This is a genomic window from bacterium (assembly GCA_035308905.1).
In the GTDB taxonomy this organism is placed as follows: domain Bacteria; phylum Sysuimicrobiota; class Sysuimicrobiia; order Sysuimicrobiales; family Segetimicrobiaceae; genus DASSJF01.
Genome location: DATGFS010000068.1, coordinates 23313 through 36513 on the forward strand (window position 1 = coordinate 23313; position 13201 = coordinate 36513).

The 13201-nt window shown below is 60.8% G+C and carries 15 protein-coding genes; 12 read left to right on the top strand and 3 right to left on the bottom strand.

The window, feature by feature from the left end; genetic code table 11:
- Positions 1–192 precede the first annotated feature (192 nt).
- From VKT83_17970 to VKT83_18020, 11 genes are all read left to right on the top strand, one after another.
- Positions 193–447 (top strand): hypothetical protein, encoded by a 255-nt coding sequence (locus VKT83_17970; GenBank protein ID HLY24357.1) that lies wholly within the window; start codon positions 193–195, stop codon positions 445–447.
- A 24-nt stretch (positions 448–471) separates the two neighbouring features.
- Positions 472–699: a hypothetical protein gene (locus tag VKT83_17975; protein HLY24358.1), complete on the top strand. Its 228-nt coding sequence runs from the start codon at positions 472–474 to the stop codon at positions 697–699.
- 60 nt (positions 700–759) lie between these two features.
- The gene (locus VKT83_17980; GenBank protein ID HLY24359.1) at positions 760–1602 is read left to right on the top strand and encodes a hypothetical protein; all 843 of its coding nucleotides are present in this window, start codon (positions 760–762) and stop codon (positions 1600–1602) included.
- 1251 nt (positions 1603–2853) lie between these two features.
- A complete protein-coding gene (gene ligD, locus VKT83_17985; protein ID HLY24360.1) occupies positions 2854–3903 on the top strand; it encodes a non-homologous end-joining DNA ligase in 1050 nt (349 codons plus the stop codon).
- 19 nt (positions 3904–3922) lie between these two features.
- The gene (locus VKT83_17990; protein HLY24361.1) at positions 3923–4687 is read left to right on the top strand and encodes a hypothetical protein; all 765 of its coding nucleotides are present in this window, start codon (positions 3923–3925) and stop codon (positions 4685–4687) included.
- A gap of 46 nt (positions 4688–4733) precedes the next feature.
- Positions 4734–5165, top strand: a complete 432-nt coding sequence (locus VKT83_17995) for a hypothetical protein (protein ID HLY24362.1) — start codon at positions 4734–4736, stop codon at positions 5163–5165.
- Positions 5166–5943: 778 nt separating this feature from the next.
- The gene (locus VKT83_18000) at positions 5944–6282 is read left to right on the top strand and encodes a hypothetical protein (protein ID HLY24363.1); all 339 of its coding nucleotides are present in this window, start codon (positions 5944–5946) and stop codon (positions 6280–6282) included.
- Entirely contained in the window at positions 6279–6617 is a 339-nt protein-coding gene (locus VKT83_18005; protein ID HLY24364.1) for a hypothetical protein, read from the top strand. The genes VKT83_18000 and VKT83_18005 overlap by 4 nt, the downstream gene beginning before the upstream one ends.
- A gap of 10 nt (positions 6618–6627) precedes the next feature.
- On the top strand, positions 6628–7119 hold the full coding sequence (locus VKT83_18010; GenBank protein ID HLY24365.1) for an LPD29 domain-containing protein: 492 nt from the start codon (positions 6628–6630) through the stop codon (positions 7117–7119).
- 78 nt (positions 7120–7197) lie between these two features.
- Positions 7198–7806, top strand: a complete 609-nt coding sequence (locus tag VKT83_18015; protein HLY24366.1) for a recombinase family protein — start codon at positions 7198–7200, stop codon at positions 7804–7806.
- A gap of 250 nt (positions 7807–8056) precedes the next feature.
- Positions 8057–8311 (top strand): hypothetical protein, encoded by a 255-nt coding sequence (locus VKT83_18020; GenBank protein HLY24367.1) that lies wholly within the window; start codon positions 8057–8059, stop codon positions 8309–8311.
- 544 nt (positions 8312–8855) lie between these two features.
- On the opposite strand, the gene VKT83_18025 is transcribed toward VKT83_18020, so the two are convergent.
- Positions 8856–9473 (bottom strand): hypothetical protein, encoded by a 618-nt coding sequence (locus VKT83_18025; protein HLY24368.1) that lies wholly within the window; start codon positions 9471–9473, stop codon positions 8856–8858.
- A gap of 150 nt (positions 9474–9623) precedes the next feature.
- On the opposite strand from VKT83_18025, the gene VKT83_18030 reads away from it, so the two are divergent.
- Complete coding sequence (locus tag VKT83_18030) at positions 9624–10100, top strand: hypothetical protein (GenBank protein HLY24369.1); 477 nt, start codon at positions 9624–9626, stop codon at positions 10098–10100.
- A gap of 76 nt (positions 10101–10176) precedes the next feature.
- Here the strand turns inward: VKT83_18030 and VKT83_18035 are convergent, their stop codons facing one another.
- Together VKT83_18035 and VKT83_18040 are read right to left on the bottom strand one after the other, a co-directional pair.
- The gene (locus VKT83_18035) at positions 10177–10386 is read right to left on the bottom strand and encodes a hypothetical protein (GenBank protein HLY24370.1); all 210 of its coding nucleotides are present in this window, start codon (positions 10384–10386) and stop codon (positions 10177–10179) included.
- Positions 10387–11716: 1330 nt separating this feature from the next.
- Positions 11717–13201: hypothetical protein (locus tag VKT83_18040; protein HLY24371.1), on the bottom strand; the 1485-nt coding region annotated here is incomplete at its 5' end.

The following is a 13201-nucleotide window of genomic DNA, read 5'->3' on the forward strand; positions in this document are numbered from 1 at the left end:
CGCCTGAAGGCGAGCCGGGCAAAGGTCTATGCGTCCACGCAGTAGGTAGTCGTCCCATCTCCGCCGCAGTTCATTTCGGGACTGCACCAGGCAGGAATCTGAGAGCCCGCATCGAACGTGTGTACCTCAAAGTCCTGAAACCGGAAGGGGGGAGCCGGGATCGGTTCCCCCTTTGACTTTAGGAGGCGGATCATGCCCTACGTTCACCGTGTTCTGAAGGTGCACGGCAAAAACGCTGAGGTGCTACAGCGGGAGTTGGACGAAGCCGGACAGGAGGACTTTCACGTTGTCGCCGTAACGGGCACATCGGATCGAAGCGCCGAAATGGTCGTGCTGGAGAAGCGCATCCGCAAAGTCAGCGCCCCACAGCACTGGGCTCCAAGTCGTCGTCCTGAGCGGCCAGCGGCAGCGAGCGTGCCCGGCCGTCTCGGCCGGTACGACGACTAGGCGATCCTGAACGGACGACCCCAGATGGCTGCTGCGCTCAGCGCTCATGCCCAACGGATTCGCGACGCAGCGCGTGGCACGGACCAGCGCGTGCGCGTGATCTTCTTCGGATCCACGGCCAAAGTTCAGGCCGGGCACATTACCGAAGCGGGACCTCATATCGCAGATGCGGTCCGCGAACTGGAAGCCGGGGGCTTTCTCATCTTGGAGAGCGGAGATCCGACGGCGACGTTGACGTATATCGTCGCTTAGCATCTAGCGGTCCTTGTAAGGCGTCGAAAACGGCACGACCCTCTTTGCAGGGTTTGGGGTATGATGCATTTTGTTTTCGCCGATGACAGTCGCCAGCAAACGCCCTCCCGACCGGGCATGGACTACCCTCTCGTCGCTGTCGGTGGAGTCTTCATCCCGAGTGATGCCGTCCGAAACGCAGAACGCAGCCTCGAAGACCTGTGCGGCGCCGTGGGATTTCCACCCAGAGAGCAGTTCAAGTGGTCGCCCGGACGGGAACTATGGATGCACGCCGGGTTAGGCGGAGACGCCCGGCGAGACTTTTTCATCCGAGCACTACGCCTGCTGCAAGACAACGGAACGAGGGTTGTCGTCGTTATCGAGGACACAGGGCGGGCGACGGCAACCGGCTGCGCTGCGCATCAACTCGATGCCACGAAGTTGTTCTTGGAGCGCGTGCATAACTATTTGAGTTTCACTGGCTCCGCCGATTGGGACGGCGTAGTCATTGCAGACCGACCTAGCGGCGGGAGATCGGACGAGGACAAGTTTCTCTTGCAATGTCTCGAAACACTCCATGATGGAACCGAATACGTGAAGCCTGAACGCATCGCGGTCAACGTGCTCTCCACACCGGCAAGGTTAGTTCGACTCGTTCAGGCGGCGGATCTTGTTACGTCGTGTACCTTGGCGCTTGTCGGCGGGGAGGATTCCTTTTCACCGCCGATCTTCGAAGCGATCAGACCTATGTTATTGAACTCAGGGGCGGCCACGGGCGGAGTTGGATTGAAGATTCACCCCGACCTGCGATACGCCAATCTCTATCGTTGGCTCCTCGGCGACGAGTATATTTGGAGAGGTGGGTGGGGTACGCCGTTGCCCCAAGAAAGATTGCCGTATGCAACCGGCCCAAATCGTCCGTGACGAGACCCACCGTCCAAGCCGTCCAACGGTTTTTACCGCGCAGGCGGGTTTCGCGTATCCCCTCGGGGCCGCTGCTCCCATGCGCGGAGCCGATCCTCGGCGATGTCCGTAGCGGCAAGGACCTGCCGAATCTCCTCCTCAGTGAAGCGGTCCTTGCCTAGGACTACTACGGCGCCGTAGCGGTCCGGCGAGATCCCAATTCGTTGTGCGGCCTGCTCGGCGCTCAGGCGTGAGCGGAGCTGCCAATACTGCACCGGGTTCTGGGTTCGAGGGGGCATCCTGCGTCTGCGGGGCTCATGGAAGCGATGACGCCCAATCTGCCCGTCTCAGTCTTGCCTCTAATTCGGCGATACGCTCGCCTTGCTCGACCAGTCTTTCAAGCAGCCACGCCATATCGCGCTCTGCATCCGGGTAATGTGACAGGTAGCCCCAGCAGCGGAGTTTCTGCTCGATGTCGTGGAGGCGTTCGGCGTCGGTCACATTGTTGCGGTTCCAGCCGTTCGGTAGAAGCCTCCTGCCGAACATGAAACAAGACTGGAACCGACAGGTAGGTGTCCTCGCGGGCCGCGACGCCTCCGCTATCGGTACATCCAAAATTTCAGATTTAACAGGTACACGAAGCGTTTGTTCGGTGGATCGTAGCGGAACCCGAACGCCGATCTGTAGGGCGGTGGATCTTCTCCTGACAGACCAGAATAGTCAAAGAACCCGTATACGTAGAGCCAGCCGCCGCCTTCTTTGTACAGCCGTACCTCGTCGTCGCTAAGTCGGAGTATCGGATCAGACTCTTGAATCGTAAACTTTTGTGTGGGCACGATGATTACGCCTATGGTCTCAGCCTCGTTTTCTCGGTATGCAGGCGCGGATCGCGGATTCTCCAACTTGTCCGGTGGTCGTACAACAATAGCCTGAATAAGAAATCGCACGAGTCGACCGGGTGATCTTCCGTAGTTGTGAACATCAAAGGTAATCTCCCGGTCGGGGGTGTCGGGGGGATGAGTCCACCTCATGGTGGTCGGATCAACAGCAAGGTGGGGGCGTTCCGTTATGTCCAACGCGTAGCGAGTTTCCCTGTTGCTGTCGAGCATCGCCCGCCAAGTAAGCGTGGCAAATACGATAGTTGCCACAGCAAGAATCCAATCGGCTCGCCACGTCTGGATCCATGCCCGAAGTTTCCTCAGTTGTATTCCCATCGCGGCATCGCGATATGTGCGCCCCTTAATGGCACTTGCTACAATTAGGACTGTCCCGATGTTTACACAGACCGTTACTCGCGTCCTTTCGCGCCTCGGCCTGGATCAGCGTGGCGCTGACCCGCATCCACGCCAGCCCTCGCCCATGCTGCTCCAGAAGGCTAAGGCCATGTTCTCGTCCCCCGACTGGACCTACGAGCCGAAGTGGGACGGGTTCCGAATCCTGGCGAGCGTCCGGGACGGATCCGTGCGCCTCATCTCCCGCAACGGGCACTCGTTCACGAATCTCTTCGGACCGATCTCCGATTCGCTGCGAGGTTTCCCCGTCTCGATTCTCCTCGACGGGGAAGTCATCGTCATCAACGACAAGGGCCAGCCGGACTTCGAGGCGCTCCAGGCCCGCCTCCGTCCCAGGAATGGGAAGTTGCTCGGCCATCTGTGCTACATGGTCTTCGACTGCCTCTATGTGAACGGGCACTCGCTCCTCGCCCGGCCCCTTGAGGAGCGCCAGGCCGTGCTCTGGGAGCTACAACACACGCTCCAAACCGATGAGGTGAAACTAACCGAGGGCTTCCCAGCGGCGAAGAGTAAGCGGTTGATGAAGGCGTGTGCTCTCATGGGGCTCGAAGGTGTTGTGATGAAGCGGAAGGGGAGCATCTATCGGCCCGGCTTCCAGAGCCCGGACTGGCTCAAAGTCCCGATCCGTCACCGCGAGGAGTTCATTGTGGCTGGCTACTTGCCGAGCCCGCGCGGGTTCAGCACGCTGATCCTGGGCCAGCATAATCGCGAGGGGAACTTCGTCTACGCGGGGTTCTGCGGCAACGGCCTGTCGGACGAGACCCGTGCAGTCCTCCTTGAAGAACTGAAGGCGACTCAGCGGAAGACGTGTCCTTTTCGCACAGTGCCGGATCTGCGGGACGACTTCAGAGAGTTGCCGGACGTACCGCCCCGATGGGTTAGACCGAGCATCGTTGTAGAGATCGAGTACCGTCAACGCCTCACGGACGGGTTGCGTCATGCCGCCCTCAAGGCTATCCGGCCAGACAAGAAGCCGGGAGTAATCCGGCGGTCGGCGAATTATGAGCATGGCCCCTTGTACCCCCCTTGAGCGGGTCGTGGAGGCTCAAATGATTGCTGGTGGCTTTGGCGACTTTGATATTAAGTCTCTACTGAACTTCGATCCGCCGAGTTACCGCTGCAAAGCGTGCCTCGGGATTCTCAACTTCCATGACATCTTTTTGCGAGGGGCTAGTGAACCGCGTTGTCCGGTTTGCGCTGCTCTTTATATTCCGATGGAAGACTACACGCACCGGCAAATCTGGCCGTACATGGAATCGCAAGGCCTCTTCATCAGGTATGAGAACGTCATTGAGCACGCCCGCATGCTAGCCTTGATCGCGGACTGTCATCCGCCACTTACAACATTGTTGAAGGCTCTTACCCAGGCTAAGCACTTCGTGCACTTCGTCACTTTTGGAATGAGCCATATCTTAGTCGGTGTGCTAAAGATGACGGCGGTAAGAGTTCCCGTATGCGGCATCGTCTCGAACGTGGACGAAGGCCTGGCAGATGAACTGACGGGACATCGCGACGAGGCACCTAACCTGAACGTGAAGGTTTTCGTGAAGGGCTTCGAGAGAAACGCTCCGCCAGACGACTGGAGCAGGATCCCTCACCAGAAACTGGTTGTTGTGGATGGACTTCTCGCGTTCAAGGGCTCGGCCAATTTGACGGTGAGCGCGTGGCGGAAGGCCGCAGAGGGTCGGGATGCTATCGAACTGGTGACCAATGTCCGTGAGGTAAAGGACCTCAACAACCGATACTTCAGTCCTGTTTGGCACGAAATCGGCGGCAGTGTCTCGCAAATCAACGTGACACTCAAGCGCTCCTGAAACCGCCATGCCAATGCCTAACTAGACTCCTTGGTCGATTCGCCGGGTGTTTCAACTGGACAAACTCTCAACCGCACAGTTCCTTGGCGGCGCTGTCACCGCCGCGTTGGGCTTCCTAGCGGCTTACGTTCTGGCACGACTCCAGCGCCTCTGGGACGCTAAAGATGCTGCGACTGCCGCTCGCGCCTCGCTCATCCAGCAGGTCAGAGTCCCGCTAGAGATCATCCGCGAAGAGATCCGCACCGTCCGGGGCTTTTACTACACTAGGGCTGATGAGGAAGGGATAACCCGAGCGCTGCGGGAGGCAATCTACGGATTGCGTGATGAGACGCTCATTCGTGAGTTCGAGACGGGGTTGCTCCCACTCAGGTCATTTGCTCTCGGCACGGAGCGGAAGTTGTCGGGAGAGAGGTGCAAGGACCAGGTAGATGCCATGCTGAAGCGGCTTGCCGAACTGGAGACGAAGCCCCGTACCTGAGCCGGTAGCAGCAAGAGCCTGAGTGGGAGAAAATAGCCCAAAATTTTTTCAGGCAGACTCCATTCCCCAATACTTCTTCCGGCCACCCCAGAAAATTTCCATAACCCAAAATTTCAGCCGACTGTATAACGAACCTGGAAAATTCCCAAAACCAAACTCTGGCTCGTCGGCACATACGGCGTGAAATGCCCACGCCCGCCCATGTGTCGCATAGACCCCATCTGGGTCCCCCCGGAGGTGCCCGGACGGGTCCTGGCAGGGTCGCCTCTCGGGAACGTGGGGACGGGGCGCCGCCGGGCGGAGGTATCGGCGGCCGGTGCGTTCGGTGGAGGGGCTTAGCTGGGCGGCCGGATCTGCTGCTGCGGGTCAGCCCTAGCGCTTAGGGATTCTCCCTTCCCGCATCGCCCACATCCGAACGTGCGGGCCGGGTCTCCACGAAGGGAGCGCTCGGGCTGGGCGCCCGGATCCTTCCCGAGGCGCTGGGTCGAGAGGGCGCAGCGCTATCGCTATCACGTCCCGGCACGGCCTCGGCGCTTCGATAGAAGGTGCGTCATAAGGTAATCTGCTGCAACGGCTGGGGCTGGGGAATCGAGGGCTGAATTAGCACGGCCTAGCGGGGCACGATTCCACTACCCTTTTGGTGCAAGAGAGCGGGCGGAGGTGGCGAATTCTGACAAAGGGGCATTGACAGATTGGGAGGATCTGTGCCTATAATGAGGGCGCCAGACCAGACTAGATCGGCTCGGCCAGACCAAACCAGACAGGAGGCGAAGACCAGATGGCGCAGGCGCAGGATTCCCCGCACGTTGCTTCGCGCGTTACCCGGCTAGAGAAAGCCGCAGTCGAGACCATGACGCCGTACATTCACGGCGACACACTCACCTATCAGGAAGAGACCTACACGGGCTCGCTGTGGCGCTGCGAGGGTTGCGGGCTGGTATGGACGCGGCAGCACCAAGCCCAGGGTTGCGAGAGCCGGGGGCACGTCGCCCAATTCGTGCAGAGATACGCTTACAAGCCGGAGGGTTACGAGAGACACGGCAGGCTCGCCTATAACGAATACACTCGGCGAGCGGTGCGCCGCGACAAGGTGCAAGGCTGCGAGGTGGCGTCATGAAGCGCCGCCCTTCGGAGTTCGCCGAGGCTATGCAGATAGCCGCAGCCCTGCCACAGATTCAGGCGCAGGAACTAGCGAGACTCGACCCTCTGCTGCGCCGTCTCACTATCTCCGACGTGTCCCTCCTCGCCGATGCCATCGAGAAGCACTATCGCCTTAGCGTCAGTCTCCGCGCTGCCATTATGCAGGCGAAGGGCGAGAAGGTCCGGGTAGCGGAATGGCACGTTGACGCGGACCGGCGCTGCCAGCACAAACGCTACGCGGTGGGCAACACCGGCCGCGCGAAGCATGGAGAGATCGGCGACGAGACCTGGCTCGAAGCGTGGATCGCGTAGGGGTGCCGCGATGACCAACCTTAGCACCGCCGAGACCGCCAAGATGCTACGGAAGGCGCTCGCGCACCAATTCCCAGGCGTCCGGTTCTCCGTCCGGTCGAAGGTCTACTCGGGCGGATCATCTATCGACGTGTCCTGGACTGACGGTCCCCGCGCGAAGGCCGTCGAGCACATCGCCCGGCACTACGAGGGCGCCACGTTCGACGGGATGATTGACCTCAAGTCCTATCACTCGACCGTTCTCGTCGGCCCCGAAGGACCGCGCGAAGTCCAGATGGGCGCCGATTTCGTGTTCACCCGCCGCACCGTCTCGGACGAGGAGACTCGACGCGAGGAGGCCGAGCGGATCATCCGCAGTCGGTGCCGCATCGAAGGCGACCGCTTCGGATATGACCGCGTGTCCGATCTGGCGCGTGGGATGGTCTACGCGCTGGACTTCACCAAAGGAACCACGTTCGAGGACACGTTCCGGGAGATTGTGCTCCGCGAGGCCGTCGCCTAGTCAGAGCGTAGGGGCCGGGAACGTCTCGGCCCCCTCGTCCTGCCTAGACACGCGCAGGAGAAGGGAGGGCAAGAGAACATGCGAGTAGGCATCTACGCTCGGGTTTCGACCCACGATAAGAACCAGGCCCCGGAAACTCAGTTGGTCCCAATGCGGGACTACGTGAAGGCGCAGGGTTGGTCAGTCGTCGGCGAGTTCGTAGACAAGACCTCAGCGCTCGACCTGCGCGGCCGTGAACACTGGCGCGAATTGCTTTCACTGGCTGCCCGGCGGAAACTCGACGTGATCCTCGTATGGAAACTCGACCGCGCGTTTCGCAGCGTGGCGCACATGGTCAGTACGGTGGAAGACCTGCGGCGGTGGGGGGTCGGCTTCCGCAGTTATTCGGAAGCGATGATTGATACGTCCGGCACTTCGCCGATGTCCGATCTGCTGCTGAACATCCTCGCCAGCGTGGCGCAGTTCGAGCGGGCGCTAATCTCCGAGCGGGTTCGGGCAGGCATGGAGCGAGCAAAGCGCCAGGGTAAGGCAGTCGGGCGCCCGCACATCCTGAACGGCGCTCTCGATGCGCTGGTCCCGGACATTCGGGCGGGACGGCTCAGCCATCGTCAGGCCGCCCGGCAGTTGGGTGTGTCTGCCTCCACGGTGTACCGGCGCCTTCAGAAGATCGAGGCGGTGTCAGCATGACGCGGAAACTCACTGGCGCTCCTTATGGCTTCAAGAGGTGGATTCCTGAGCCCGATCCTCGGGAGTTGACCGTGGTTAGGCGAATCTTCGCGTGGCACAAAGAGGGCCTGTCCCTCCGCGAGATCGCCGGTCGGCTGAACGAGGAGAAGGTGCCTACGAAGACGCGGGCTGCGGGCGGATGGCGGTCTGAGACTGTCCGCCTGATCCTCAATAACCGGGCGCTGTACGTCCCGCATCTAGGAGGCAAGAAGTGAAGGACCCCAAGACCATCGCTGTTTACGTGAGGAAGGGCGAGGCTGATGAGCGGGTGCTCTCGTTCCGAATCTCGGAGGACCTGCCACAAGAGGAACTCCTCGCGCACGGCTTTGCGCTAGACGGGAACACGGCCCTTCGCAGCGTCCCAAAGACCTCGCCGGAGGGCACCTTCACTGAGCGGTTATACAAGGCGCAGGCAGAGACCGTGACATGGCTGGCAAAGCGCGGCTATCGCGTCGAGTTCAAGTAGAGCACCAGACTCGAACAGATCAGAGAGAATCGGAGGGGAGACGGGACATGAGGCAGCGGAAGGCGATCCGGACTGAGCAAGACGCCATCAAGGCATTACCACTGCTCGAAGCCCGGTTGACCGCCGGGATGTTCTCGGCGGAACACACGCGAGATGAAGCGAGACTAGGGCTCGCCGACACAGAGGGTGAGATTCAGGACAGCCATCGCTTACTAGCCTCTGATCTACCACCCGACCTTCGCGCCGCTCTACAGGCGAACCTCAACAAGATCGAACGATGCCGGAAGCGCCTCTCGGGCCTCCTGAAGCAGTTGGAGCGGCGTGTCCGAAATTTGCGAAAGAGCCGAGACAAGGTGCAGGTTTATCGGTGCCGCCTCATCGTCACGGGGAGCCTGACCGGGCGCCTTCGCGCTCGCTGACTCCTCACCGGAAGAAACGAGAAGGGAGCCCGATTCATGGGCTCCTTTCTGTTTTTATGGGTCCTCCGCTGTCGCTGATCGTCCCATTCGGGAGATATGCACCTGTGCCCCAGCGCGGGGAACGGTCATTCGATGTTCGCGTACCCCTCCAATACCTTGATTGCCTCGGCCCCTGCGCTAAGGACTCTTTCAGATTCGCGCTGCAGCAGCGAACCCGCATTATCTATATATTCGCGCAACTGCTTCTTGAGGGCGCTCGTTACCGCCTGATGTTCGCGGCCTCCCGGCTCGAAGAGGTGGTCTATCGTAGTAGACTCGGCGATAGCCTGATGGGTTCGGAGGTCCTCCATGTAGGCACGCACATTGGCTACTGTCTCACCGATGGACTCTGTATGCGCCTTAGCAAGTGTGTATGCTCTTACGATAACCTCCGCTTCCTTTTGCTTGAAGAGTCCGAGATTCGTTGTGTTCCCGTCATACACGGCAAAGAGATTGGTGGCGCGGACGTAACCTCCTAGTTCAATGGGTTGCCCTGGGACCCACTGCTTAATTCGGGAACCGAAAACTTCCAGGTAGCGCTCACGCAACGCTTTTGCCTCCGCCAGTAGTGCCGAGGCTACCCGTCGTTTTGATTCAGTTACGCGTCTTCCATGTTGCACCGATTCTCGCAGCCAATTCAATCCAAAGCCAAGACCAACACCCGCCAAGGTTGCACCTGCGGTCACATAATCGCCAGCCATCATTTCCCTCCTTCACGAACGGCAGGAGTGGAATAGACTTATCGGGCCCGGAGAGAACTCCTTGGTTCATCGAGCAGTTCCCATCTGGAGACCAACTCGGCCTTGTCGTGGGCATAGGCAATATCCGTAGGGTAGTTCTTGCGAGGTGAACCGATGGGCGCCAAGGAGCGGGCGACTCAGCAAGCAATCGACGCTGCGATTGATGCTGTATTCAGAGGCATCGAGCCGGACGCCAGGATCTACGAGCGGGACATTCGGACCATACTTCACGCGGCTGCTACAGCCGCAGACTCGAAGCAGATGCCGCCTGCACCCCTCTTGGCGGTCACGGCTGCTGAACGTGCTCTCTGCACTCAGGCTTTGGGCGTGCCCTTCAATCTGGACGTTTGGGGCTCGCTCTCCGAGGAGTTGCGGGGGCTCGACGGGATCGCCGACAAGTTGCTCGCCTCATATAATCGTGCGGAATCCTGGGAAGAAGCCATTGTCGATTACGCGCTGAAGTATCGTCTCATCGTGCCCTACACGGGCGAGCCCGCTACGATTGAGGAAACGAAGCAGTTTATCACCAAGACTCAGTTATTCCTGGCGCTCTTTGAGAACGTGTACACGCCGAGGAGCAAGGGAAACTAGACTGCGCTGCCCTCGTTCCGCTATCGTCGCCCGCTATCATCAGCGCTCCTGAATCGGCTCAGGAGAGCGCTATCTGCTATCGTCGCAGTCTCCCGCCGCGCGCGATCTGTTCGCAGCGGCGGATCTGGGCCTCACGAACGCGCCGGTTCTCTCGCCGTAGGTCCTGCTCGGTGTCGAGGTAGAGCCCCACATCTTTCGCGAGCGCACGAAACACGGTGCGCCTCGCCGCTTCATCCGGCAGTCCTTGAACCACCAGCCGACAGAGCGTTCGGATGACGCGCTCCATCCGCCGCCGCCAGTCCGCCGCTTCCGCTCTATCGCGGAGAGCACGGTCTAGGCGCTGGGCGGTTCGCGCCTCCTTGGATGTCGCCGTAGTGCGTCTCCTAGTCATTCGGGCCGAACCCCCTCTCGGGACCACCAAAGAAATTTGGGACACCCTAACCTTCTAACCGTGCAAGGGCGGTGCAGACATAGCCCCGGAGTGGACGGGAATGTGTCCCAGGAACGGGTCCGGGTTCAAGAAAGCCGACCCGGAGTTTGACAGGATGTGTTCCAAGGAGGCGGCTGAGTCTTCGTAGGGGACGCTTCCTTCTCTTCTCTAGGCTCAGGCTCATGATGGGGTCGGCGATTAGGCCCGCCGGGACGGTTCGCTCGGTTCCGGCCCGCGTATAACGACAGACACGCTAGAGAGGGGCGGCACATCCTGTATAGCAACAACCACGGCCAGAGAGCCTCCTCAGAACTGCTCGTCCGAGTCGGGCGGCAGCAGTCCCAGCGCTGTAGCGAACTGCCGGGCGCTCTCTGCCTCTGGATGTTCCGCGTCCCGCTCGGTGGGCGCCGAGAAAGTAGGACGCTCGCCCTGGGACACCCGCCCCCAAGCCGCGCGGTGGAACATGGCGTGCAGGATCAACTCCCGGCCTCGTTTCTCGGCTGCGCGTTGCGGGCGCCGAGAGCCGTTCGGACCCGCCCTGCGGTCGCGCGTTGGCATCGTCCTGAACCTCCTCAGAACCCAGTCATAGCGCCAATTTTGGCCCCCATGATAGACGAGGGGGTATCCCAGGGCCAAAACGAGGTTTGTGCCATCCGCCAGAGCCTATTTTACAAGGGCCAGCGGAGGGCTATCTGCGTTACCACGGGCGACTTGGCGACGCTTCCGGAGTCCCGCCACTCGAAGCCTCGTCTTCTCTCTCCGGGACGCTCGGATATGGTGATCGCAGAACTTGGCGCGGATCCCGCTGACTGGCTGGCCGCAGGGCTCTCCATTCTCGACCCACGCGCACAGCCGTTCGGGAAGCCCGATCCTCCGAGTCCGCCCTGGAGTCGGCCCTGGAACAGCCCGACCGTACAAAGCGGGGCAGTACCCGAGGGGTCCACATCCTGGAGCGTAAGGACGCTCTGGGGTCTCCGGGCTCTCCTCTGACCCTTCCAGAACCACACTCATTCCCTCACCTCGCTCGATGCTGGCGCCTCGGGCCGTTGAACACTCGGCCTCCCATGCGGATCCTGAACCCCGTGTGCCGCCCGGCAACAGCGCGAGGAGCAAAACTTATCTCGGTGCTGGATCGCCAGAGCCGGTAAGGGTTGCCCACACGCCTTACAAACAGCGCTCGTCATGCTCACCGTTGCGGGTGTCCCCGCTCCCACTTCACCACGCTCGTCAGCGTCGGGTAGCGCAAATGCAACTCCCGCGCCGCCCTGGGCGAGAGCCGCTTCCCGTTCTCGCGGTAGACTTGGGAGAGCACATCATCCAACTCGCGGTTGTATTCGTTCATCAGATCCGTCGCGGTCTTCGTGTCGCCCCTCGCGGCCGCGACGTTCATTTGCAGCCGGACCTGATCTTTCTTCTCGAAGGTGAGATAGTGAAGCCGCGTCTCAGCAGGCGTGCTCTTGGGCGTCGTGATGCCCGCCAAGGTCTCCAGGGCCTTCGCCGGGCTCTGCGTGAACTGCGAGACAAAGCGCTGAGGGGCGAACGACTTCAGGAACTCGGTCCCGACGCCCTTGGCGATGGCGCCCGGCTTCGCATACGGATCGTAAACATTCTTGCCCGTGAAGATGTCTCTGTTGAAAAATGCCTGAGCCGCCGCGAGAGACGCCGGAGCGGGTGTGATGATACTGGTGAGCAAACTCGTCCACTGCCGCTGCTGGCGCGTCAGGTCCCAGATACCCTGTGCGATGCTCGTCGGGCCGAACCGGCGAACGTAAGTCTTTTGATCGCCGGTCAGATGGCGGGCCAGCGTGTCCATCGTCGGATAGAGCGCCATCATAAACCCGAAGGCCGCGAGTTTGTCGAGCGCAGCGAAGCGCTCGCTCGGTGGCAGAGAGCGGTCGATTAACTCCTTGCCGATCTGCCCCCAGTTCTTCAGTAGGCCGTAGTGATAGGCGCCGAACATCGTGAGGTTCGGGTTGGTCAGCGCCGCCGAGAGCGGGCCACTGTTCAGGATACGCGCCGGGACCCGGTAGTCCGGGATGTGCCGTCCGACGCGACGGATCGCTTCCTCCAGCGTGTACCCGGCCCGCTCCTCCTCGAAAATCGCCTGCATCGTCAGCAAGTCGTTCACTTGCCACGTCGCTTTGTGGCTCAGGTCGTAGATCAAAGAGAGCGGTCCCATCGGGCCATCGAGGTGGAGGACCTTCGCGACCCGCATCAGCAGCAACGGATTCGCTTTGAGGTCACTCCCCATCTTATCGAGCAACAGTTTCTGAAGCGCTTCGCCTCTGAACTCGTTCGCCATCAGCGGAGCGCCAGCGTGAAGCAAACGCAAGTAGTCGTCGTTCTGCGTCCGCAGCGCCTCGAAGGCCCGCGCCCCCGTCTCGCCAAGCGTCTTCCACGCCGAAGGAGCGACCCAGCGGGAGAGGCCACGGTTCATGAACCAATGACCGCCGACGTTCGGAATGTGAATCAGCGGGTTGAAGAAGATCGCTGTCCGGAGGATCCGGTTCAGCCCGCCAAGGAACCCCTCGCCGTCGAGAGCACCCTCGCCCATCCGGTACTTCCCATACCAACGGTCGAGCGAATCGGCCACCCGAGGATCAAAGACGAACCCGCGCAGTTGGGGAATCTGGCTTGGGCGCCATGACTCGACGCGGCCAAAGAGTCCGCG